The sequence below is a fragment of the Bradyrhizobium macuxiense genome (assembly GCF_007993935.1).
Taxonomy (GTDB): Bacteria; Pseudomonadota; Alphaproteobacteria; order Rhizobiales; family Xanthobacteraceae; genus Bradyrhizobium; species Bradyrhizobium macuxiense_A.
In genome coordinates this window covers 26,676-49,294 of the sequence record NZ_VITY01000005.1, presented here as the reverse complement: position 1 = coordinate 49,294, position 22,619 = coordinate 26,676, and the positions used below count along the sequence as shown (strand labels likewise).

General features: G+C 60.4%; 25 protein-coding genes and 1 pseudogene. 8 read left to right on the top strand and 18 right to left on the bottom strand.

Annotated features, from left to right (window positions below; translation table 11 throughout):
- Positions 1 to 67: 67 nt before the first annotated feature.
- Complete coding sequence (locus FBZ93_RS14615; RefSeq protein WP_146986654.1) at positions 68 to 727, bottom strand: TetR/AcrR family transcriptional regulator; 660 nt, start codon at positions 725 to 727, stop codon at positions 68 to 70.
- Between the two features lie 100 nt (positions 728 to 827).
- Here FBZ93_RS14615 and FBZ93_RS14610 point away from each other — a divergent pair, with 100 nt between their 5' ends.
- Positions 828 to 1,472 carry a glutathione binding-like protein gene (locus tag FBZ93_RS14610; RefSeq protein ID WP_146986653.1) on the top strand — a complete coding sequence of 215 codons (645 nt, stop codon included), beginning with the start codon at positions 828 to 830 and terminating at the stop codon, positions 1,470 to 1,472.
- A gap of 82 nt (positions 1,473 to 1,554) precedes the next feature.
- Here the strand turns inward: FBZ93_RS14610 and FBZ93_RS14605 are convergent, their stop codons facing one another.
- The 5 genes from FBZ93_RS14605 to FBZ93_RS14585 all read right to left on the bottom strand — a co-directional run bounded on the left by FBZ93_RS14605 (position 1,555) and on the right by FBZ93_RS14585 (position 5,383).
- Positions 1,555 to 2,079, bottom strand: a complete 525-nt coding sequence (locus FBZ93_RS14605; protein ID WP_146986652.1) for a hypothetical protein — start codon at positions 2,077 to 2,079, stop codon at positions 1,555 to 1,557.
- 186 nt (positions 2,080 to 2,265) lie between these two features.
- Positions 2,266 to 2,733, bottom strand: coding sequence for a DUF1348 family protein (locus FBZ93_RS14600; RefSeq protein ID WP_146986651.1), 468 nt, complete (start codon positions 2,731 to 2,733; stop codon positions 2,266 to 2,268).
- An 80-nt stretch (positions 2,734 to 2,813) separates the two neighbouring features.
- The gene (locus FBZ93_RS14595) at positions 2,814 to 3,224 is read right to left on the bottom strand and encodes a YbgC/FadM family acyl-CoA thioesterase (protein WP_246667515.1); all 411 of its coding nucleotides are present in this window, start codon (positions 3,222 to 3,224) and stop codon (positions 2,814 to 2,816) included.
- Positions 3,225 to 3,268: 44 nt separating this feature from the next.
- A complete protein-coding gene (ybgC, locus tag FBZ93_RS14590; protein ID WP_146986649.1) occupies positions 3,269 to 3,712 on the bottom strand; it encodes a tol-pal system-associated acyl-CoA thioesterase in 444 nt (147 codons plus the stop codon).
- Positions 3,713 to 4,495: 783 nt separating this feature from the next.
- Positions 4,496 to 5,383: an AIPR family protein gene (locus tag FBZ93_RS14585; RefSeq protein WP_167529042.1), complete on the bottom strand. Its 888-nt coding sequence runs from the start codon at positions 5,381 to 5,383 to the stop codon at positions 4,496 to 4,498.
- 367 nt (positions 5,384 to 5,750) lie between these two features.
- Here FBZ93_RS14585 and FBZ93_RS14580 point away from each other — a divergent pair, with 367 nt between their 5' ends.
- The 4 genes from FBZ93_RS14580 (at position 5,751) to FBZ93_RS14565 (ending at position 10,255) form a co-directional block, all read left to right on the top strand.
- Positions 5,751 to 6,953: an alanine racemase gene (locus tag FBZ93_RS14580; protein WP_167529041.1), complete on the top strand. Its 1,203-nt coding sequence runs from the start codon at positions 5,751 to 5,753 to the stop codon at positions 6,951 to 6,953.
- Positions 6,954 to 7,272: 319 nt separating this feature from the next.
- Positions 7,273 to 7,551 (top strand): DNA -binding domain-containing protein, encoded by a 279-nt coding sequence (locus tag FBZ93_RS14575; protein ID WP_146986646.1) that lies wholly within the window; start codon positions 7,273 to 7,275, stop codon positions 7,549 to 7,551.
- A 347-nt stretch (positions 7,552 to 7,898) separates the two neighbouring features.
- The gene (locus tag FBZ93_RS14570) at positions 7,899 to 8,699 is read left to right on the top strand and encodes an ATP-binding cassette domain-containing protein (RefSeq protein ID WP_146986645.1); all 801 of its coding nucleotides are present in this window, start codon (positions 7,899 to 7,901) and stop codon (positions 8,697 to 8,699) included.
- Complete coding sequence (locus FBZ93_RS14565; RefSeq protein WP_146986644.1) at positions 8,696 to 10,255, top strand: ABC transporter permease/substrate-binding protein; 1,560 nt, start codon at positions 8,696 to 8,698, stop codon at positions 10,253 to 10,255. Before FBZ93_RS14570 ends, FBZ93_RS14565 begins: the two co-directional genes overlap by 4 nt.
- Positions 10,256 to 10,451: 196 nt before the next feature.
- Here the strand turns inward: FBZ93_RS14565 and FBZ93_RS14560 are convergent, their stop codons facing one another.
- Both FBZ93_RS14560 and FBZ93_RS14555 read right to left on the bottom strand, forming a co-directional pair.
- Positions 10,452 to 10,718, bottom strand: a complete 267-nt coding sequence (locus FBZ93_RS14560; RefSeq protein ID WP_146986643.1) for a hypothetical protein — start codon at positions 10,716 to 10,718, stop codon at positions 10,452 to 10,454.
- A gap of 54 nt (positions 10,719 to 10,772) precedes the next feature.
- Positions 10,773 to 11,045 (bottom strand): hypothetical protein, encoded by a 273-nt coding sequence (locus FBZ93_RS14555; RefSeq protein WP_146986642.1) that lies wholly within the window; start codon positions 11,043 to 11,045, stop codon positions 10,773 to 10,775.
- Positions 11,046 to 11,884: 839 nt separating this feature from the next.
- Here FBZ93_RS14555 and FBZ93_RS14550 point away from each other — a divergent pair.
- Entirely contained in the window at positions 11,885 to 12,280 is a 396-nt protein-coding gene (locus FBZ93_RS14550) for a helix-turn-helix domain-containing protein (protein ID WP_146986641.1), read from the top strand.
- A gap of 725 nt (positions 12,281 to 13,005) precedes the next feature.
- On the opposite strand, the gene FBZ93_RS14545 is transcribed toward FBZ93_RS14550, so the two are convergent.
- Genes FBZ93_RS14545 through FBZ93_RS14535 form a run of 3 tightly spaced genes read right to left on the bottom strand, consistent with a single transcriptional unit; the run spans position 13,006 to position 16,049 of the window.
- Complete coding sequence (locus FBZ93_RS14545) at positions 13,006 to 13,842, bottom strand: ABC transporter ATP-binding protein (RefSeq protein ID WP_146986640.1); 837 nt, start codon at positions 13,840 to 13,842, stop codon at positions 13,006 to 13,008.
- Between the two features lie 20 nt (positions 13,843 to 13,862).
- Positions 13,863 to 14,642, bottom strand: coding sequence for an ABC transporter permease (locus FBZ93_RS14540; RefSeq protein WP_146986639.1), 780 nt, complete (start codon positions 14,640 to 14,642; stop codon positions 13,863 to 13,865).
- A 3-nt stretch (positions 14,643 to 14,645) separates the two neighbouring features.
- On the bottom strand, positions 14,646 to 16,049 hold the full coding sequence (locus FBZ93_RS14535) for an ABC transporter substrate-binding protein (protein WP_146987031.1): 1,404 nt from the start codon (positions 16,047 to 16,049) through the stop codon (positions 14,646 to 14,648).
- A 484-nt stretch (positions 16,050 to 16,533) separates the two neighbouring features.
- Here FBZ93_RS14535 and FBZ93_RS14530 point away from each other — a divergent pair, with 484 nt between their 5' ends.
- A complete protein-coding gene (locus FBZ93_RS14530; protein WP_246667514.1) occupies positions 16,534 to 17,226 on the top strand; it encodes a Crp/Fnr family transcriptional regulator in 693 nt (230 codons plus the stop codon).
- Here the strand turns inward: FBZ93_RS14530 and FBZ93_RS14525 are convergent, their stop codons facing one another.
- From FBZ93_RS14525 to FBZ93_RS41310, 6 genes are all read right to left on the bottom strand, one after another.
- Positions 17,227 to 18,189, bottom strand: a complete 963-nt coding sequence (locus tag FBZ93_RS14525; protein ID WP_146986638.1) for a HEAT repeat domain-containing protein — start codon at positions 18,187 to 18,189, stop codon at positions 17,227 to 17,229.
- 1 nt (position 18,190) lies between these two features.
- Positions 18,191 to 18,424, bottom strand: coding sequence for a 4Fe-4S dicluster domain-containing protein (locus tag FBZ93_RS14520; protein ID WP_050420777.1), 234 nt, complete (start codon positions 18,422 to 18,424; stop codon positions 18,191 to 18,193).
- 17 nt (positions 18,425 to 18,441) lie between these two features.
- Positions 18,442 to 20,178 (bottom strand): fumarate reductase/succinate dehydrogenase flavoprotein subunit, encoded by a 1,737-nt coding sequence (locus FBZ93_RS14515; RefSeq protein ID WP_146986637.1) that lies wholly within the window; start codon positions 20,176 to 20,178, stop codon positions 18,442 to 18,444.
- Positions 20,179 to 20,187: 9 nt separating this feature from the next.
- On the bottom strand, positions 20,188 to 20,481 hold the full coding sequence (locus FBZ93_RS14510) for a gamma-butyrobetaine hydroxylase-like domain-containing protein (protein ID WP_146986636.1): 294 nt from the start codon (positions 20,479 to 20,481) through the stop codon (positions 20,188 to 20,190).
- 69 nt (positions 20,482 to 20,550) lie between these two features.
- The gene (locus FBZ93_RS41315; RefSeq protein ID WP_246667488.1) at positions 20,551 to 20,709 is read right to left on the bottom strand and encodes a hypothetical protein; all 159 of its coding nucleotides are present in this window, start codon (positions 20,707 to 20,709) and stop codon (positions 20,551 to 20,553) included.
- The gene (locus tag FBZ93_RS41310; RefSeq protein WP_246667487.1) at positions 20,694 to 20,930 is read right to left on the bottom strand and encodes an ABC transporter permease subunit; all 237 of its coding nucleotides are present in this window, start codon (positions 20,928 to 20,930) and stop codon (positions 20,694 to 20,696) included. The genes FBZ93_RS41315 and FBZ93_RS41310 overlap by 16 nt, the downstream gene beginning before the upstream one ends.
- A 226-nt stretch (positions 20,931 to 21,156) precedes the next feature.
- Between FBZ93_RS41310 and FBZ93_RS14500 the strand changes: the two are divergent.
- A pseudogene (locus tag FBZ93_RS14500) lies at positions 21,157 to 21,470 on the top strand (integrase core domain-containing protein); the annotation flags it as partial.
- A 60-nt stretch (positions 21,471 to 21,530) separates the two neighbouring features.
- Here the strand turns inward: FBZ93_RS14500 and FBZ93_RS14495 are convergent.
- Positions 21,531 to 22,511: a GTP pyrophosphokinase gene (locus FBZ93_RS14495; protein ID WP_146986635.1), complete on the bottom strand. Its 981-nt coding sequence runs from the start codon at positions 22,509 to 22,511 to the stop codon at positions 21,531 to 21,533.
- Between the last annotated feature and the right edge of the window lie 108 nt (positions 22,512 to 22,619).

The window sequence follows — 22,619 nt, the reverse complement described above, 5'->3', positions numbered from 1 at the left end:
GAGACCTTACGGAGGACGGGCAGGAAAACCAGCGCCCGACATTTGCGGCTGAAGAATTTTGCCGCTTCTATTTGGCCCGGCACATCACGTCGATGGCGCCCTTCACGATCGCCTCGAGGTCTCGGCGCGGCACCCGCGCCCGGGCACGGATCGCAATCGTGTGGATGGTGGCGGAGGCAAGATGCGCCAGCGACGCCGGATCGGCGCCCTCAGGCAGCTCTCCCCGCTCCTTGGCATGGCGGAAGCAGATGCCGAACGCCTTGTCGAGCTCGGTCAGCCCCTCCACCACCATGTTGCGGATGTCAGGATCGGACACCGCCTCCGACGCCGCGGTCATCACCGTGAAGCAGCCGCGCGGGCCGGACTCGCCGGAAAGATAGATGTCGAGCGCGATGCGATAGATGCGCTCCAGCCGCTCGCGCAGCGGCGCATCGGCGCGGAAGATGTCGACCATCGCGGCGCGCGCGTCATCGCGATAGCGCTGGTAGCTCTTGATGTAGAGCTCGCGCTTGTCGCCGAACGCGCCATAGAGGCTCGGCCGGTTCATGCCGGTCGCCGCGCTCAGATCATCGAGCGAGGTCGCGGCAAAGCCGTCGCGGCGGAACAGATCGAGCGCCTTGCCGAGCGCGACATCGGGCTCATAGGCGCGCGGCCGCCCGCGGCGCTTCGGTGCAACGGGCGCTGCGATTTTGGCAGCAGATGGCGGCTTCTTACTTTTTTGTACCATTTCGCATTAAATTCCTTGACGCAGCTAATATTATCCAAGACAGTACAAAAATCAACAACGGCCGGCCCCCCCCCCCCCGCGCCTGACACTGGAGGCACCCATGGACCTTTATTTCTCGCCGCTCGCCTGCTCGATGGCGACCCGCGTCGCGCTCTATGAAGCCGGCCAGCCGGCCAACTTTCTCGAGGTCGATCCGAAGACCAAGCAGGTGCGCAACGACGGTACCGACTTCAACAAGGTCAATCCGCTCGGGCTGGTGCCGACGCTGCGCACCGACGACGGCGTGGTGCTGACCGAGAACGCCGCGATCCTGCAATATGTCGCCGACCAGTTCCCCCGGGCCGGCATCGGCACCGCGTCGAACGCCGAGCGTTCAAAGCTGCATCAGTGGCTGTGCTTCATCGGCACCGAGCTGCACAAGGGCCTGTTTCTGCCGCTGCTCGACAAGAAGGCGCCGCCGGAAGCCAAGACCTATGCGCTGGAGAAATACGTGTCGCGGCTCGACTATGTCGAGGATCATCTGAAGGGCCGCGAGTACCTGCTCGACCATTTCAGCGTCGCCGACGCCTATCTCGTCACCGTGATCAACTGGACCATGGCGACGCCGCCGATCGAACTTTCGAAATGGCCGGCGCTGAAGGCCTATTATGAGCGGCTGCGCGCCCGGCCGTCGATCGCGAAGGCGGTGGCGGAAGAGTTCGAGCTCTACAAGGCCGAGATCGCGCGGCACAAGGCGGCGGCGTAAGGCTCTCTCCGCTCCCTCTCCCCGTTCGGGGAGAGGGTTGGGGTGAGGGGCCGCTTCCGCAAAAGCGCTGCTTGTTGTCACGTCAACATCCGCGGCAGATCGAAAGCTTGCGGGTGTTGGAGAGCTCGTCCGCAGACTCTCCCTTCCCTGTCGGAGGGGTCGGAAACTCCATGAACACCGGCTGGAATTGCTTCCATTGATCGTAGTATTCCGCCGGCAAAGTGTAGGGCTGGCATTCAATGATCGCTCGCAGTGCACTCTTTTGATAGGCCTGAGCATAGTCTGACGTGACCGGCTTGCTCCCTGGCAGCACCACAGGTTGCCCATCCAGCTTACCCTCTCGCGTCAAGTCGACCGTGATCTCAACCTTCACATTTTCCGCACCGCCTCCGACGCGTGCAGGCTTCTTCCAACACCTCTCGACTTGATATCTGAACATCGGCCCCCACGTATCCGGCCCGCGCATCTTGTCTTTCGCCGCGCTTCGGCTGATAGGAACGGCGCCAAGCGCTGCCGCTAGGAAGAAGCTTGCGAGCGCAAAGGCTTTGGAACGTTCAATTGTCATGTAATGGTCCGGCAGACGCGGTGTTGCAACGCCGATCAGCATAGACCAGCCCTCATCGAGACTCGCAAACGTTTTCAACGGGCAGGTGCGGTTGACCGTAGCCCGGATGGAGCCAACGGGTCGCGCGAACGCGCGCCCGATGACCGGCTCCGCGCAATCCGGGAATAGATCTCTCCGCGGGAGGACCGCCGGATTTCGCTCCGCTCCATCCAGGCTACGAAGAGCCGATCAGAACGGCTCCTGCCCCAACCCCGGCACATCGGCAGGACGCGGGCCGGGAGCCGGCCAGTGGAAGCGCCGATCCTTCTCGGAGATCGCGATGTCGTTGATCGAGGCCTCGCGGCGGCGCATCAGGCCGTGTTCGTCGAACTCCCACTGCTCGTTGCCGTAGGAGCGAAACCAGTTGCCGCTCGCATCATGCCATTCGTACTGGAAGCGCACCGCGATGCGGTTGCCGTCGAACGCCCAGAGATCCTTGATCAGGCGATACTCCTGCTCCTTCTCCCATTTGCGGGTCAGGAAGGCCACGATCGCCTCGCGGCCCTGAAACAGCTCGGAGCGATTGCGCCAGCGGCTGTCCTCGGTGTAGGCGCCGGCAACCCGAACGGGGTCGCGCGAATTCCAGGCGTCCTCCGCCATGCGCGCCTTCTGCGCGGCGGTCTCGCGGGTGAAAGGTGGCAGCGGCGGGCGTGACATCGGCGATCCCTCGTTGTTAGCACCGCAAATCTATCGCCACGCGACAGAGAGTCTATGGGGCGTTCGCTATCGGCCGATAGTTAGGCCAAATCGGCCTTCATCAATGCGCGTATGGACTTCGGAATCGGCTGTGCCCTGCCCTGGCTGACGAACGCAACGCGCACCTGCGCCTTCACAAGCACGTCATCGCCGCGTTTGACCTCCTGCGCCAGCATGATGGAGGCGCCCTTCACCGCGATCGGCCAGGTCACGACGTCGAGCATGTCGTCCATCCGCGCGGGCTTGAGGAAGTCGAGCGTCATCGAGCGCACGACGAAGGCGAATCCGCCGGTCTCCTCCTGCGCCTCCTCGAACAGCGCGTTCTGCTCGGCGCCCATCAGACGGAGATGATTGGTGCGCCCGCGCTCCATGAACCGCAGGTAATTTGCGTGGTAGACAATGCCGGAAAACTCTGGTTTGACGATATCGCAACAGAATTCTAACGCCTTGATTTCATTGGGTCGCTGGAAGACCACAGCATGAACGAGGGGCCGATTTATCCAGGCCCTTCCATAGCAAGCCTCAGCGACTTCGGTATGCGCTGCGCCTTTCCGCCTGAGATAAACGCCACGCGTACACGCGCCGTGACTAGGAGATCGTCTCCCCGCCTGCATTCCTGCAGCAAGGCGATCGACGCGCCCCTCACCTCTTGCGCGACCGTGACGACGTCGAGCAGGTCGTCCAAGACCGCCGGTCTTAGAAAATCGATTGTCATCGAACGGACAACGAAGGCAAAGCCGGGCGCGTCGTTCTGCGCTCCCTCGAGCAGCGCTTGCTGATTGGTTCCGAGCAGGCGCAAGTAATTCGTTCTGCCGCGTTCCATGAAGCGCAAAAAATTCGCGTGATAGACAATCTGGCCGGCGTCGGTATCTTCGAAATAAACGCGGACCTGCATATGATGGCGGCCGTCGCGAATTTCGCCATCGAGAGAGGCTGTCACAGAATGGTTCCCGTTAATGCGCTTCCGAGACCAATTGTCTTGCACAGAGGCGCCTTCCCCAGCAAGCGCCAATCGTCTTGAGCTGGGCGGCGCTATGTCCGCAAAATGCCGGCTTTCGTCGCGATTCAACAAGGCCTCGAATGTTACTGAGCAAGTCAAAATCACGGACTGGCGTTGGCCAGGACTTGCTTCCTTCGCAAATTTGAGTGGTTGCGAGAGGGCGAAACCATCAGAACTTGCGAACGCAAAAGGTCGTCCGGTTACCTTACGCCGCCAGCCGCTCGTTTCTTCTCGCAAAAGCTTCGTGCCTGCTGAGCGCTCCAACCAAGTCTTTGGCTATCTCTTAGGCACGTCGAGTATTTGCCATCGAGACATACGGTGAGCGTTATGCCGGTGGGACCGGTCGCGGTCTTCGTCGGACCAACGCAGGCAGCCGATGCATCTGATGCCGTGGCGAGGTATGCCGCAATTGCCAAGGCACACGGTCCGATAATCTTCATCGCATAGGCGAGGTTCACGTTCTCTGTGAAGGGATCGGCTCGTGTCCATGCTTGCAGAATATCAAAAAGACGCTCTCGCTTTAAGCGGAGTACCCGATTGGGCCCACAAGGATGCTCGCGTCTTCCAATATGAAGCTTCGTTCGTGGAAACCGAATAATGACGACGGCCCGCCGCCAGATTGTCTGATCATTTTCAGAAAACGGCGGCGGGCGTTCCTCTCAAAAAATTGCAACGAAAAGCCCCCGCGCTAATAGTGCGCGGGGGTCGGGGCGTTCGATGCTGCTACGCCTGGTACTGCTCTGAGTAGCGTTCCGCCATCTCGGTCAGGAGGATCAGGGCCTCACAGGCCGCGCCGGACCGGCCCATGAGCATGGGACGTCCGCTACATTGGGAAAGCGGACGGCGCGCGGCGATCAGCATGTCTTCGTCCTGAAAGACCTTCGGATAGATCAGCTGCCACTTCCCCTTCTTCAGCTTCACGAACCGCGAGAGCGCAGAGAGGATCGGGAAAACGATGCCGTCTGACACCTCCTTGATGGTGCCGTCCTCGCCGCGAATGGCTTGGCGCAGGCGCTCGAGGAGATGTTTATCATTCCACTTGTCCAACTTCTTCCAGCGCTGGTACTCGGTCCACGCTGTTCCGGCCATGTCAGTGAAGTACTTGTAGCGCGCGGCGTCTTCCTTATTCGTCCCGGAGCTATCGTGGATCTCAACATAGTCTTGCAGGCAGTAGGCCGCGTTCTTATACGCCCGCATCCGCGCCTCGATGGTCCGGCGGTGATCGGGCGCCAGTTCCTCCGGCATCATCGCCCACAAGATTTGCAGCAAGAGCCGGGTGTCGACGTAATGGTCTTCGACATCGGTCTCGGATTGCGCAAGCTCATTCCACGGGTGCTCCTGCTTGAACGTCACGTTCAAATCATCGAAGTAGCCATGCTTGCCCGCAATCGAGATCGCCTCGATCTTCGTGGCGGTGTTGCGTGCGACCGCGATGTTAGTCCGCGTCGATGCCTCGGGCTCGATCGACAACTCGCAGCGCACCGCGAAGTTATCAGGGGTGACACCATTCTTTTCGCACTCATCGAAATAGAGCTGGATTTCGCCCTGCGTCTGCGCGCCGTTGTTGACCGACGCGTGTCGCAAGGTCGCTGTCTTCTTGTCGTCCTCCAAGGTGATCTTGGAGGCTCCGATCAAGAAGCCTGCGTCAGAGGCACATTCTTGTGGTATCCATTCGGCGCTCCCCACCGGCAGCCGCCCTCACTTGGTGGGTAAATTGAGTCCGGCCCTGGTCTAGTTGGCCTTCAAACTGACGGCCGCTGCCCCGGTTCATAGCCTGGTCCTTGTCTTAGGCCAGAGCGAATTTCAACGAGGGATTAAGGCCGTGATGCACGATCCGGATGCGCCGGCCCCTCGATCTTTGTCTGGCTTTTCACTCCCGTGTACAAAAGTTGTAAGATCCAAGACATCGCGCGCCGGGGCCGCATGGCGAACTATTTCAAATCGTAATCAGGCGGTTCAATGCGTGAGGAGCGCTGGCATGGTCATTGCTCTCGCAGCAGGCGACAACACGGCGCCGGTGCGAGAGGAATGCTGCAATATGAGCTTGGTAAGGTCATTGGAAAGGGCGGAAGTTGATGCCTTCTATACGCTCAATGAGGGGCGCCTTGCATCCGTCACGCGCGAATTCACCGAGCATTTCTCAGGACGCGTGCTGTATGCGGTGAAGGCGAATCCGTTGCCCAAAATTCTTCATGCAGTCTCTCGCGCCGGAGTGGCCGGATTCGACGTGGCGTCGCTGGCCGAAGCCCGCCTTGTCCATTCCACTATTCCCCGGGCCCGTTCATGGTTCATGAATCCCGTGAAATCTCGTCGCGATATCGAACGGACGTTCCGGGATCTGGGGGTTCGCGACTATGTCATCGATTGCGAATCCGAGCTGCGGAAGCTCCTCGAGGTCCTGCCGTCGCATGATCCGGAAATACGAATCTACGTCCGGTTCAAGTGTAGCGGGACGTGCGCCATCTTAGACTTAAACGGCAAGTTTGGTGTCTCGCCCGCCGAAGCGAGCCGCCTGCTGGGTCTCGTCAACGCGCAATCGCGCTGGACCACAGGCTTGTCCTTTTACCCAGGTTCCCAAACGATCGTTGTCGATCCCTACCTGCATGGCATTCGGGCGGCCGTCGATATTATAGAAGCTGTTTCTCCAGCGCCCACAGCGCTCGATATTGGTGGCGGCTTTCCCGGCCATTATCTGAACTTCCCCTATCACTCTCCCTTGAGCATGCTCTCCGACATCACGGAACTTGTGCGCGAAACGGATGCACTAAAGCGTGTTGAACTCTTGTGTGAGCCCGGGCGAGCACTGGTTCATGATAGCATCTCTTTGTTTTGCCGCGTGATCTTAAGAAAGGGCGGGGCGCTCTACTGCGGCGCGGGCATCTACAGCGGGCTCTCACCTGCCCGACAATATTTTCTGCTCCCCGCCCGCGCTTGGCGTGGGGGACGGCCGATCCAGACTGAGGAGCGGCAGGACTTTATCATCTTTGGCCCAACTTGCGACGGCATGGACAGGCTTGGATTCTCGTATTCACTGCCACGCGATATGAGCGAAGGCGATTGGATTGAATTCCAGAATGTGGGCGCCTATACGCAAATGGCGCGATTCAACGGGTTTTCGGTTGATAAGATCGTGGCTGTAGGGCGGGATGAACTTACCATGTCGCCCGCCGCCAGTCAGTAGTTGTTCATGAACATACTACTACCGCTGCACAGTGATTATGACCCTTTGGCGGGAAGGTTTTTGCGGTGCCTGCCAAGGGACAAGCACGGCCCATTTCGGCGCGGGCTTTCTCGGTTGAGAACAACTCGGAGCTCGAGCTAGGAGAAGATCGGGTAATTCCAAAACATAGACGAGAGCACGTCACGTCGACTGACAACAGATTGTGTGCTGGGAGCACTATGCGCTGCGCAGATGAGACCTTGACCTGACGCCTGCGCTCCCCCACCCTGAAATCAGCCAAGCACCGTCATTGCCCCGATCTCATCTTGGGAGGATTGCCATGCAAAATCCGCCGCTCGATCCGGATGTCAACGATGCAGCGCCGACGGATTCGATCCTGACGCCCTACGACCAAGAACACGCTGTCACCTATATGCGCCTTCTGGACGCAGATGCAGAGGACGCCGACTGGCGAGAAGTTGCAAAGGTCGTGTTGCACATTGATTCCGAACATGAACCGGAGCGTGCCCGCCGCGCGTATGAAACCCATCTCGCTCGTGCCAAGTGGGCGGCCAGACATGGTTATCGGCAGCTGTTGCGGAGCGGTCGGCCAAGCTAGATTAAGCGCGTATCAACAGTGCTATGGATCGTTACATTCCTTGGAGAACGTCGCGCTGACAGATTGTTCGCGATCGCCGCGCGAACATACTTTGTACGATACGGACAAGCGAGCACGGATCCTCGGAAAGCGTATTCTAATGAAGTCATAACGGTACGTTTCGTACCGTAACGCCCGCGACGCCATTAGCAATTTCGAAGTCTCAAACCACCAACCGTCTTCCCGCGCGTCACGGCGGGCCGCATAGACTTGCCAGTGTCCTTCGAATCCGAAGTTCGCTAACGTGTCCACCGCAGAATGAAGCGAACTTCGGATTCGGGACAACAGCGCACTGGTCCAGTCCAACCATGGCACTCGCACCGCTGATCGCCTACGCCCATGTCAGGAAGAGCTTTGCCAACGGTCATGACGCCGAGCGCGTCACGGCCGTAGACGATGTCTCGCTCGATATTGCCGCGGGGGAATTCCTGGCGATCGTCGGCGCCTCCGGCTCCGGCAAATCCACCCTGCTGCGGCTTGCCAATCGCCTGCTCGCCCCCGACAGCGGCCGCGTCATGGTGGAGGGCGAGGACGTGCGCGACGTCGATCCGGTGCGCTTGCGCCGCTGCATGGGCTACGTGTTCCAGAGCGGCGGGCTGTTTCCGCATATGCGCGTCGCCGACAACATCGCCGTCACGCCGAGACTGCTCGGCTGGCCCGCCGCCGAGATCGCCGCGCGGGTCGATGAGCTCCTCGAGCTGGTGCGGCTCGATCGCTCCCTTCATCGCGATCGCCTTCCGCATGAACTGTCGGGCGGGCAGCAGCAGCGTGTCGGCGTGGCGCGGGCGCTCGCCGCCCGTCCCCGTATCATGCTAATGGACGAACCGTTCGGCGCGCTCGATCCGCTGACCCGCGACACCCTCGGCGATGAGTACCGCGCCCTGCATCGCAGGCTCGCCTTGACCACGGTAATGGTCACCCACGACATGACGGCGGCCTTGCTGCTTGCCGATCGCATCGCGGTGATGCGGGCCGGACGGGTTGTGGCGCAAGGCCAGCCGGCTGAGCTGTCAAACAACAACGAGCCCTATGTGGCGGAGCTGTTGCGCACGCCCAGGCGGCAGGCCGAGCGGCTGAACGCCCTGCTGGCGGGAGCAAGCGCGGGATGAGTTTCCTGTCCGACCCCCGCTGGCGCGACGCGGCCGCGCACCTGCCGGACTACCTCGGCAGCCATGTTCAGGTCAGCCTGGCAGCGCTGGCGCTCGGGCTCGTGATCAGCCTGCCGCTCGCGATCCTCGCACGCAACCATGCCGTGAGCCGCGGCATCCTGCTGGGCCTCGCCAGCGTCGTCCAGACCGTGCCGGGACTGGCGCTGCTCGCGCTGTTCTACCCGCTTCTGCTCGCCATTGCGTCGTTGACGCTTCGCTGGTTCGGCTTCGACTTTTCCGCGTTCGGATTTTTGCCCGCCATGCTGGCGCTGGCGCTCTACTCCATGCTGCCGGTGCTGCGCAACACCATCACCGGGCTGAACGGCGTCGATCCCGCGCTGCTTGAAGCGGCGCAAGGGGTGGGCATGACGCCGCGGCAATCGCTGTTCACGGTGGAATTGCCGTTGGCGCTTCCGGTGATTATGGCCGGCATCCGCACTTCGGCGGTGTGGGTGATCGGGACCGCGACATTATCGACGCCGATCGGGCAGACCAGCCTCGGCAATTACATCTTCGCTGGATTACAGACCCAGAACTGGGTGCTCGTGCTGTTCGGTTGCGTCGCCTCGGCGCTGCTGGCGCTCGCGGTCGATCAATTCTTGACGCTCATCGAGCGCGGATTGCGCGAGCGCAAGCGCCTCCACACCATGCTCGGCAGTGTCGGGATCGCCGTACTGGTCACGGCCACGCTGATACCTTCGATGGCACGGGCGCCGTCGACCTACGTCGTTGGCGCCAAAACGTTTGCCGAGCAATATGTGCTCTCCGCGCTGATCGAGCAGCGGCTGCAGGCGGCGGGATTGCAGGCCTCGACGCGCGAAGGCCTCGGCTCCAGCGTGATTTTCCTGGCGCTCGCGGCCAACAACATCGACGTCTATGTGGATTATTCCGGCACGCTGTGGCTCAACCAGTTTCACCGCACCGATATGCCGCCGCGCGAAAGGTTGCTTGCCGAGTTGAAGGAGATCCTGGCAAAGCAGGACGTCACCCTGCTCGGTGCGCTGGGTTTCGAGAACGCTTATGCGCTGGTGATGCCGCGGCAGCGCGCCGATGCACTCGGTATTCATTCAATCACTGACCTGGCTGCGCACGCGCCGACGCTGTCGATTGCGGGCGACTACGAGTTCTTCTCGCGCCCCGAATGGACCGCCCTGCAAAAGGCTTACGGCCTCTCATTCCGCAGGCAACGACAGATGCAGCCGGATTTCATGTATGCGGCAGTGGCTAGTGGCGACGTCGACGTCATCGCTGGCTATACCAGCGAGGGGCGGATCAAGGAATACGACCTGGAGACGTTGGCCGATCCCAAGCACGCGATCCCGCCCTATGATGCGGTCCTGCTGCTGGCACCGCGGCGCGCGCATGATGCGGCATTGCAGGAGGCGCTGAAGCCGCTCCTTGAGCGGATCGACATTGCGACGATGCGCGAAGCCAATTTGCGCGCCAGTGGCAGCAATGCGAACTCCTCGCCCGCCGCGGTGGCGCGTTGGCTGTGGCAGAGGATCGGTAGGCAGTAGGTGCAGGCCCAGAGTGTCGAGGTACTGGTCGTAAGGCAGCTCGTGCGGGAGATGCTGGCGTTCGCGAGCGCTTTCCCACGAATTGAGCGCTTCCCACGGAGCATTCGGCCTACAAAGTGACTTGGCTCGGTTGCCAGAATCGCAGGCCACTCGCGATCCATCGGACGTACCGGGCGCGATAGCTATCCCACGCCTCTTAGGCAGTCTTGAGCGCTCTGATAATTCGCCATACGCCTTCGCGATCCTTTACGTGGTCCCAGTTCACGTGTGGGTGCCCTTCACGCAAGCGTGTCACCGCCTCTTCATAGCGCTCCTTCGCGTCGTCGGGCAGATTCCCGGTCGCAATGACCCAATTTGGCTCGGCATCTGCCTCACGCCTTCTCTCGCGCATGACAACAGAATTGCCAACGGGAAGACCAGCCGCCTCAATGAAATCTTGAAAGAGCTGCTCGGCAGTTTTCATATCTGACTCCTATTTCAACGACATTGCGACTCGGCAAGTAGGGGAGTGCTGCAGCTAGTAACTAGAGGCACGCCGCGTGGCCAAGCTCATTGGTCGGAACGCTGGCTCGTTCTCGACGATCAGCAATAACCTACAAAAGTTTATGAATTCGCTCTGCCGCAATGCCATTGCATGGTCGCGACGACGGCCAAGGTTCTTACAAGAGGTGCCTGTACCGAACGGCTTTTCGGCAGCGAGCGGGGCCTTCAATCGACTCAGCCGGCGTTGTTGATGGGTAATAGCCACCGGACCGCAAAAAGCGGCGCCGCTTCCTTCTGCTTTTTTCATTTGATCGCATCGAAATCGGCATCCGCACCCAGCACAAAGCAATATCTGGCGTGGGTAGCATGAGCGCTGGCGGTCGCAAAGGTAGAGAGCCAGCATGCCAAACGGCGGCAATGAGGAGACTTCGATACGCGATTCCCTCTTGCCCTTCCTCATCGCGCGGCGAGTGGCGCGCGTCTTTTGGAATGTTCCACGCAAAATCCGTCGTTGCTTCGCGATCATGGCTTGACTGATCGCGAGTTCGTTAGTCCGAACCTTGCCCTGACTTGGTAGATCAAGGATGCGTTCATACGCGCCCCTGTGCGCCGACGTACGCTCCGCCAACGATTATCGCGGGCGATAGAGGCTTGATCGCTGGCGAGGACATCCGCCAGGACTGAACGCGACTCGTAACCTGTCGGTGCCAGGGCAACCGAACTGCCAGCTTTTGTTGCGTTATCGGCGTCTGTGTCGACGAGCTGTTCTGCAGCCTGTTCCCTAGAGCCCAAGCGCTCACCGTAATGCACAGAACTAGCATACGTTGGAGACTCCCGTGGGGATACGGGACTGCGGCTGCGCCACATCAACATCACTGGCAATTAAACTCGCGATAGTTGCAGTATGGTCAATATTCTGCCAAATGTGGAGGGCGAAAGTGTCGCGAGGCATCCTTGGCGCGATCGACTTTAGGTAGTTGGCAGCTGCTTCCGGCGCGTAAATGCGTCTGGACTACCATCCCGTGATCTTCTTGGATTGCCGTGGTTCCTACGACCAACTGACGATCCAGACGGATTTAATGCGGTACACCATGGACGGACCCTGACCTAGAAGGCCAGGGATCTCGATTTGAAGGACGCACCAGAATGAACAGATCAGCAGCAAAGAAGATGAAGCAGCGCAGTGCCGGAAAACCGGACATTGAGTTGGGCAAGCGGATTCGCCTGCGCCGTGTCGAGCAGAAGATCTCGCAGGCCGAGCTCGGCGACAAACTCGGCGTCAGCTTCCAGCAAGTCCAGAAGTACGAAAAGGGCGTCAACCGCGTCGGCGCCGCCCGCCTTCAGCAGATCGCGAGCGCGCTGGATGTGCCGGTCACCTTCTTCTACGACAGCGACAACAAGGCTCGCGAAGTCGAGAGCCTGCTGTTCCTCGACAGCGCCTTCAGCCTGCGGCTCCTGCGCGCGTACAGCACGATCAAGGATCAGACCGTCCAGCGTCAGCTGGTGTCGCTGATGGAATCGATCGCCCGCAACGAGGACTGAGCGGCACTCAACGTCAGATCGCAGTGCAGTCATTATCTCGAGCGCACTGCGGATGGTCGCCCCCGAGGATTCATGGCGGACTGATTGAGGGGATCTTCCCCGATGAAATCCAGGTATTTGAGGCAAAGGATCGGTCAACACGTGCGTCCTCCGCGCTTCACGTAGCGGAAAGCGATACAAAAGGGCGGCAATGGTCTCACTCCTGGGTGCACCGGGTGTCGTAAAGGGCCAGTCCCATTTGGGATATTCGAGGGAGCGCTCGTCTCTCAAAAGTGCAGATCGAGATCTATTCAATCCGGCGGAGCGGCGCCTCCAGCATGAGGGCGAAATGCTGAGAACTGTGGATCGTGCCTGATGGCGGCCAAGGTGATAAGCGTCGCGCCAAACGACGACGGAGTCCGAATCCACTATCGCCGGCGCGACGAATGCCAGAATCCTGGACATGCAGGTGTTCGTCGATTGCACCGGCATCGTCGAGGATCCGTGCGCTACGCCGAATCGGGCGGTGTGCGGCCTGTTCGACCGGGCCTATCGCACATCGACCCGCTCTGCATCGGCATCAAGACCGATCGCAACTGTGCGATCATCGGCCGCGATGGCGAGGTCTCACAGCGCCTCTTCGCAATAGGCCCGCTCAGGCGCACGGCTCTAGGAGATCATAGCGATTCCCGATATCCGCAAGCAATGCGCCGCCCTCGCCGCCCGGCTGGGCGTCTCACTCATCCCTACTTGATTCCGAGCGGGCTCAACCGTGCCAGCGGCTGCGGGCTATCCGGCTGTCTGAGAAGATCGAGTATCCGGCGCTTCAGACGCACAAAATCCGGTTCGGTGACAAGCTCGGCCCGGCGTGGCCGGCCGAACGGGAGGCGGATGTTCTCGATGACCCGCCCCGGTCTCGCGCTAATAACAATGACGCGGTCTGCAAGAAACAGCGCTTCCTCGATATCATGCGTCACGAAGATGGTCGTTGTCGGGATTCTCGTCCAGATGTCGAGCAGAACCTCCTGCATCATGCTGCGAGTCTGCGCATCCAGTGCGCCGAACGGTTCGTCCATCAACAGCACACGTGGCCGGTTGATTAGAACACGCGCGATCTCGACACGCTGCTGCATCCCGCCTGAGAGTTGCGAAGGATAGAAGCGCTCGAAGCCCTCAAGGCCGACCAACCGCAGAATCTCGTCAGCGGCCTGATATCGCTCGCTCCTGCCCACGCCGCGCATCTTCGGGCCGAAGGCGACATTGTCGCGAACACGCTTCCACGGAAACAGCGTATGTTGCTGAAATACGATTCCGCGATCTGGACTCGGGCCAAGAACCGCCTGGTCATCCACCGTCAAGCGCCCGCGTGTTACCGGCAGGTGGCCTGCCAAAGCACCGAGCAAGGTGGATTTGCCGCAACCGGATGGGCCGAGCACGCAAACCAGCTCACCGGGCGCGATTGCGAAATCGAGATCGCGAACAGCCTCAAAGGCGTCAGCGCCATCCCCGAGCGAGATCGATATACGCTCGATGCCGATACGTCCGACAGATCTCGTCGAAACATCAGATATCCGAATATTCATCGTGCGACCGTCGGCTGCCGCTACGGCATCAGATAGTGTCCCAATGTCGTCAGGAGCCAGCTGCTGCCCATGCCAAGCAGGCCGATCACGAGCATGCCGACGATGATATCGGCATAATTCTGAAGTGTGTAAGCCTCCCACGTGTAGTAGCCGATGCCGAATTGGCCGGAAATCATCTCCGCGGTAACGAGGCAGAACCACGATGTGCCCATGCCGATGGCGAGCCCGGTAACGATGCTCGGCGCAGCGCCCGGCAGCACGATCTCACGGAGAATGGCGGCAGGCGTACCGCCAAGACTGCGCGCGGCGGCAACCAGCCGGCGGTCGATATTCGCAACGCCATGCACGGTGTTGAGAACAATAGGAAACAACGCACCGATGAAGGTGATGAAGATCATCGACATTTCCGACGACGGAAAGATCAGGATCGAGAGAGGTATCCAGGCCACCGCGGGGATCGGCCGCAGCAGCTCGAGCGGCGGCAGCAAAAGGTCGCTCGCGGCGCGCGAACGGCCGATCGCAAAGCCAAAGCCAATTCCCAACAAGACCGCTGCGCCGTATCCCGCAAATACCCTCCACAGGCTGCTGCCCACATGCGCCAGCAACTTGGGCGACTTGAGCAGCACGATTGCGGACTGCAGAACTTCAGTCGGCGGCGGCACATTGCGAAATGTGACGAAACCCAGACTCAGGTGCAGGGCTGAGGCGAGTTGCCACAGCACGATGCAAGCGACGATCGAAAGACCCCGAACAAGCCAGCGCGCCCATGGCACCTGGCCAGCGGTGCGAGTGGTCGTCATTGCTCACCGGCTCGCGACAAGCGATTCCCGTGCGCCGGCATAGTCTACCACCACGCCACCATGCGCCGTCGACCACCTTTCCGCCCCATCTTTGAGCAGGAACGCACTGAGCTCCCCCTTTGGCGATCGCACAAACCACGCCTGATTGGCGAACAGCTTGATGCCGGTTTCGCGATCCTGGGCATAGATGACGCGAATTGCCTTGCCATGCTTCTCCAGGCCAGCAAGAGCCGTCAAAGCGCCCTCCGGTGAACTGAAGTGCTGAACGAGCGGCTCGTCCTTGACCCAAATCTGGGCGACACGACTGAAATCCGTGATCTTGGCGCCGGTCGTCGCATCTTGGGCCTTCAGCCCAAGCTGGTCGTAGCTCTTCAACTGTGTTTCGTAGTCACCGCCGGCTTCCGCAACTGCCGCCCGGATGTATTTCTCGGTCACGAACTGATTGATATCGAGGTCGCTATCGGCGCGCTTCAACAGCTTCAGTGTCTTGATCGAGGTGGCCACAGCCTGACGATATTCGGGCTTCCAGGTCACGTCGCGCGTCTGCAGGCCGAGCGGTCCATGGAACAGATAGATGACTTCCGCCTCGATACCGGTCACCTTGGCAATCAGATCGCTGTATTTCTCCGGTTCGTTCGCGATCAAGCGATCCGCCTCGAGTGCGGCGCGCAGGTAGGCAACGACGATCTCCGGATACTTTTCCGCGTAGTCGGCATCGACCAACGCGCCGTGAAATGTTGGCGCATTGGCTTGCGAACCATCAAAGATCTTGCGGGCAAATCCGCGCCAGGGGAACAGTTCGGCAAACGGAACGAAATCAGCGTGCGCCTCGATCTTGTTGGCCTGGAGCGCAGGACCGGCGACTTCAGGCGCCTGGGTGATGATGTGGACGTCGGTCTCTGGGTTCCAGCCCTCGGCTTCGATGGCGCGCAGCAGCATGCCGTGCGACGTCGATGCGAAGGGCACGGAAATCGTCTTGCCCTTGAGGTCCTTGATCGACTGAACCGGAGAGTTCGAGGGCACTACGATGCCGTTGCCGCTGCCCTTCGTGCTGCCGGACAGGACACTGATGAAGAGGCTCCGGCGGCCCGCCTTCTGGAACGCCACTCCGTTGAGCGAACCCGGAAAATCCGCCATCGCGCCAAAGTCCAGCTTGTCGGCGACCATTTCGTTGGTCAGCGGGGCGCCGCTGGTGAAGTTCTTCCATTGGATGTCGTAGGTGACATCCTTGTACTTGCCGTCATGCGGCAGGAATTTCTCCAACAGCTTGAGCTCGCGAATCAATAGGCCGCCTGTCGCGCAGTTGATGGTGGTGTCCTGTGTCCCGACCGCGACCCGGATGGTTTCGGCCTGCGCTATCGCTGCCAGGCCAAATAGGGCAAGCGCGGCGGTGGCTGCCGTCTTCATAAAGTAAAGCGAACGCATCGGCCCATCTCCAACGATCGATCGGCGGCCAGCAGCCACCGCAAAACGCAGGACTGCACTATCGAGCCGACACCACGGCAACAGAAGCAATTACTTGCATCGCGTCGGAGAAGTCATTCGCTGGCGGATTCCAATCACGGCACGCAGCAAGCGCTTCAAATGATTTTCTCGCGCCAGGCGGATCCGCAGAAAATCCATTCCAGCGGAGTGACGTTCTCGCGTCAGCTTTGCTAAGTGCACTGACGGGCATTCAAACAAGTGGACTTCGCCATCTCCTCACACTTAGCTAGGGACGACAGCGCAGGACATCCGGGCCGCAATGACCACAATCAAGGAAGCTTCCGAAGGCTACTCCCGCTCTCCGATGGTGCAGACAGCCATCTCCGTGGACGGCAGCTATCGAACAAGAGACAACCTTACGGTCTCCAACGGACCGTGCGCGGCGGCCGGCGGTTCTGCATTTTTCATGAGCGAGAGCATCGACGGCCTCAACGTCGGCGCCCAGTTCCTGGATCGCCTGTCCGCCGAACAGAAGGCCCAGGTCCTGGCCGCCGGTCGCGCCGTTTTCACCGCGCAGGGCGAAATGGTGTTCAGCCAGGGCGAGCATCACAACGGCATCTTCATCATCAGAAGAGGACAGGTCCGCGTCTACTACACTGCACCATCCGGCCGGGAGATCACCCTCGCCTACTGGACGGCTGGCCACTTCATCGGAGGTCCCGAGATCTCCGGTGGCGGTCCCCACATGTGGTCCGGCGTCGCAATGGAGGACTGCGAGATCCTGGCCTTGTCCAGCCCCGCGCTTCAACGAATGCTGGCCGAGATGCCGACTTTCGCACTGGCGTTGATCGATGGCCTCATCGCCAAGGGCAAGTGCTATTCATCGATGGCGCAGATGCTCGGCACCCGCTCGGTGATTGAGCGGCTCGCTCAATATCTTTTGAATCTCGCCGAGCTGTATGGACTTGCCGACGGCGAGACAGTCCTCATCAACCGAAAGGTCACGCATGACCAGATCGCCGCGATGGTTGGCTCGACCCGTCAGTGGATCACCATGATGCTGAAGCGGTTCCAGACCAAGCGCATTATCGCGATCGAGGACGGCGTCATCAGGATTCGGCGACTCGATCTTCTCGAAAACATCCTGTTCAAGGATTAGTCATCCACGGCCAATCTGTTCAAGCGCCCAGATCACGGTCTTTCGAACATCGGGGTCCACGTCACCAGTATGCCGCGTGAGAGCATCGCGCGAGCGCGGATCAGCGATATCACCGAGCGCTGCGGCGGCATCCTTGCGCAGCGAAGGCAGCTCGTCGTCGAGGAAGGGAACAACAGCTTCGACAGCGTCCCGAACGCACAGCCGGCCAAGATTTTGCAACGCCTTCTGACGAACTTGCCAGTAGCTGTCGGCGAGCGAAGCAATCAGCGCGCCCGCCGCTGAAGCCTGACCGATCCGCCCAATCGCTTCCGCCGCAGCAGCCCGGACCTGCCACTCCGAATCCGAGAGCGCGGCGGCTGCCGCCTGAGCCGCGATCTCGTTGCGAGCAAACGACAGCGCGTTGACGGCCGCAAGCCTGACATCAGCAGATTTGTCTCGCGTTGCGCTGATCAAGGATGGCAGCGTTTCAGTCTTCTTGAGATAGCCGATGACTCCCACGGCTTGCACACGCACGCCGGGATCGTCGTCACCAAGCCCTGTGATCGCGGGACCCAGCGATGCATCGACCTGGAGTGCCTTCAGTGCCCGAAAAACCGCCGCGCGCACAAAAGCGGCCGGATGGGTAACTAACGGCAGGAGGACGCCACTTGCCTCGGGATCGCGGAGTTCGGCAAGGCTGTCAGCGGCCGCCTGGGCGACCTCCGCCACAGGGTCGGCTACGACGCCGATCAGCGCTCTGGCAACGTCGATGCCGTCAAACTCGCCAAGCGCTTGCGCGGCCTGCTGGCGGACCACCGGTTCAGCGTCGAGGATGGCACCCGCCAGCAACGGAACCGCCTCGCCGCTCGACGTCTCCACGAGGTCAAGCACCGCCAGTCGGCGCACCGATGGGTCTTCACTCGTTAGCCGCTCAGCAATCTCTCCGAGATCTCCGAACGCTTCGAATGGCTCGAACACGGTCATGTCAGCGCAACAGATAGGGAATGTTGACCGTCACGGCACCGGTCGGGCAATCGGTCTCGCAGGGCATGCAGTACCAGCACTCGTCGTATTTCATGTAGGCCTTGCCGGTGAGATCGCTGATCCGGAGCACATCCAGCGGGCAAACGTCGACGCAGACCGTGCACCCCTTGTCGGCAATGCATTTGGCCTCGTCGACGACAACTGGAACAGCGGTTGGCGTATGAGCAATTGGCATGAAACGTCCGCTTCTCTCTAGGCGTGCTGCCGGATGCGCTGGCGGTCATAGGCCGAACGCTCGGATTCGTCGATTGGGACTATGTAGGGCGCGACCGGCCGCTTCTCTGCGGTCATCCGTCCGCCCCGCTTGCGCAGGATGCTGTGGCAGAACCAGTCGTCATCATTCTTCTCGGGATATTCAACACGATGATGATAGAGCCCCCATCGGCTCTCGGTACGAAACAGCGAAGCAAACGCCGCCATTTCGGCACAATCCAGGATCGACGCCGCTTCCAGTGAACGCATCAGTTCGTGCGCGTCACGCACCACCATCGCGCTCTCCATATCCTCGCGGATTTCGGCGAAACGCGCCTGCCCCAGTTTCATCTTCGCGGTCACCTTCGGCGGCTGAAGATAGTCATTCACAAAGCGTCGCGCCTTGTATTCGAGCTGGTTTGGCGGAATGCCATCCTCCCGTCGTGTTGCGGCCAGCACGCGTTGCTGCTCGCGCACGACATCGGCGGCGTCATAGTCGGCGAGGTCGATGTTGGCGGCAACTTCCGCCGCGTGCTCGCCTGCCACCGCTCCGTTGGTGAAGGCGCCGAGCATGTAATTGTGCGGGACGCTTGCCATGTCGCCGGCCGCATAAAGCCCCGGCACCGTGGTACGCGCAAATTCGTCGACATAGACCCCCGAGGCACTATGCCCGGAGCAAAAGCCGATCTCGGAAATATGCATCTCGATCATGCGTTCGCGGTAGTTTGTCCCACGATTCTCGTGGAACCGTCCCCGTGACGGTCGCTCGACCTGATGCAAGACCGCCTCGATCTTGCCGATCGTATCGCTGTGCAGGTGATTGAGTTTCAGGAATACAGGTCCCTTGCCGGATTGCAGTTCGTTATAGAACTCCTGCATCATCTGTCCCGACCAGTAGTCGCACTCGATGAAACGGTTTCCTTCGCTGTTGGTGGTGTAGGCTCCGAATGGACCGGCCACATATGCACAGGCGGGACCGTTGTAATCCTTGATCAACGGATTGATCTGGTAGCATTCAAGGTTCGCGAGAGCGGCACCGGCATGGTAGGCCATGGCATAGCCGTCGCCGGAATTGGTGGCGTTCTCGTAAGTGCCCCAGAGATAGCCCGATTGCGGCAAGCCCAGCCGGCCGGCGGCACCGGCGCACAGGATGACGGTCTTCGCACGCAACACCAGAAACTCGGCACTGCGGGTGTTGACGGCGATCGCGCCGGCGATCTGCCCATCGCGTCCGGTCAACAGTCGCGTCGCCATGTAGCGGTTCGAGATCAGCACCTTCTCGCGACGCAATTGGCGATAAAGCGCCTTCTTGACGGTATCGCCGTTCGGCATCGGCAGCACGTAGGAGCCGAGATGATGAACCTTCTTGACGTCGAAATCACCGTTCTCGTTCTTCTGGAACTTGATGCCAAAGCCGTCGAGCTCCTGGATGATTTCAAAGCAGCGTGACGCATATTTGTACACCGGCGCCTGATCGCAGATGCCGTCATTGGCGATCGTAATCTCCTTGGTGTACTGCTCCGGCGTCGCGTAGCCTGGGACGACCGCGTTATTTAGCCCGTCCATGCCCATCGCGATCGCACCAGAGCGCTTGACGTTGGCCTTCTCGAGCAGAACGACGCGCGCCTCCGGGCTGTGGCGCTTCGCCTTGTAGGCTGCCATCGGCCCGGCGGTCCCCCCGCCGATCACCAGGATGTCGCAGACGACCTCCGTCAGGCCACTTTTGATCTCATCCATACCGTACCCTCAAGCTGGCTGCTGTCCGGCGAGCTGGCGCAAATAGGACCACGGGTAGATCCCGCGGTCGTGGCCGTCCGAAAAATGGAGCCGCAGTGCGTAATTCCCGATTGGTTCGAGCGCCGCGATGTGGAGATCCGGCGGGAGCGTCAGTTCGATGCCCTCGATCTGCCGACGGATTTCGCTGGCTGCACGGCTGGCTCGGCGCAGGGCCACCGCATCAACCTGCCGGATCCCGCAATCCGGCCAGGTCAGCGCCAATGCCGTTGCGTCTTCGCATAACTCGACCTGGGATGGTTGCACGTCGCCTCTCCGTCTTGCCACGGCTTGTAATCCACGCCGTCGCCTCTGGCGCGCAATAAATTGCTTTCGCTATTTTGTGATCAGACGGCCAGAGGCTCGCTCGATTTGCGAGCCCTTCTGTCCTGCCTGCTCGGCGCCGTACCAGGGCAGCAACCTGCGGACGGCGCGTTCAAACAGGAGATCGGCCGCAACCCCCATCGCACCGAGCGCGATCAGCCCGACGAACATCTGATCGAGCCGAATACCTGTTGTGACATCTGGATCAGATAGCCGACGCCGAACGCTGCTCCAGCCAATTCCGCCGCCACCAAAACGACCAGCGCAACCGACAGGCTGACGCGAAGCCCGGCGATGATGAACGGCAGCGCGCCGGGTATGACGACGTAGGCGAAGTTGCGCCAGCCACCTGCGCCGAGACTTGCTGCCGCCCGCCCGAGCAGCGGGCTCACGTCGCGCACGCCGATATAGGTGTTGACCCAGACCGGGAAAAAGACGCCCTACGCGATCAAGAATATCTTGGACGTCTCGCCAATGCCGAACCAGAAAATCGCCAGCCGTGACGACCGGCGGAACAAGAACGCTGTTCCCTGTTCCATTGATCGTATAACCGGTGACGCCAGCCGCTATCTCACGCTGATCAAGCAGGCCATCGCCAGCGGCGAACGCTTCCGGGCCCACGCCTTCGAATACACTTGCGCCACGAACGACATCGAGCATCGCACGACCAAAGCCAAGCATCCGTGGACCACTGCCAGGTCGAGCGCATGAACCGGACCATCAAGGACGCAACCGTCACGCGCTTCTATTACGAGAGCCACGATCAGCTCCGCGGCCATCTCGCCGACTTCGTCGCCGCCTACAACTACGGCCGCAGGCTCAAGACTCTCAAGGGCCTCACACCCTACGAGTTCGTCTGCAAGGCATGGGCCTCCCAGTCCGGACGTTTCACACTCAATCCGCTCCAGCAAATGCCGGGACTAAACATCTAGCTGGAAGCTCGGCGAACTTCCGCTTCACCGGGCAGACGGTCACACTTCCGACGTTAAAGGCTATCTCGCGACCAAGTTCTGAAATCTTTCAAATGCATCCCGCGTCCTGGTTGCAAAGCGGTGTTTTGCCCGGAACTTCGGGTCAACAAAACCCAGGGACTTCGTCAGGAAGTCAGTGCCGGTCCTGAACCAGTCGGGGTTTTCTTTCTGATAGGCTGCGACCGCGGCACGAGCCTGATCGACAACGGCATCGAGCGCCTGCAGTGTCGGATAGGCCTTCAGGTCGATATCGTTGAGCAACATCTGCGTCAGGCTTGCAGATGCGTCCAACTTTGGAAACTTCCAGCGAGAATACGCCATCACCGTGTCGAAATCGAGCGGCTGGGCGAGAAACGCCGACTGGTCATTTTCCTTTCGCTGGATCTCGCTGACATAGGCGCTCCTCTTTTCCTTAACGGAGTCGAATATGCCCTGCGCAATCTCCAGAAGGGACGCAACGTTGTTCAAATCCCTGCGTAGTCGCTGAGGCGTCGACTCTTCGTTCTTGTAGACAAGCTGGTGATTGATGATCGCCCAAGCATCTTGCAAGAACGTGCGCACCTGAATCTCGCAGTCAATATCGGTAATGCCTTCATATCGCCCACCGGCGTAGCGGGGGCCCAGTCTGACAATATATGCCTTGCCGTTGTAACCCATCTTGTCGGCGCCGAGATCGCGCGCTTTGTCGACGCGCTCCCGCACATCGAACACGGCTTCAATGACCTCTGCTATCTGAGCAAGCTCCGATTCATACGCGGAGACCACGCGAACGCCTGCAAGGTCGGTCATTTGCGAGGCTGGGTTCGTATACCGCTTGCGTGCAACCTTCGCCGCAAAGCTGTCAGGCGTCTTGATCCGGAACGTAAGTGAGACAAGTGTAAGCCCGGCCGCCGCGAGCTTGACTTCAAGAATGTCCCGGATTTCCGAAGCGAGCCTCGCGTAAAGGGGCTGGACTTGCGCGTATGCGGCGCGCGCCGCTTCGACATCATCAGGCTCGCTCATGTAGTAACGGGCTCCCGTCCCTCTGCCTCTACAGAAGCAGGTCGAATATGAAAGTATCCTGCTCCTGAATCAATTCGGGTGCAGGACGCCTTCAAGGCATGACGATCT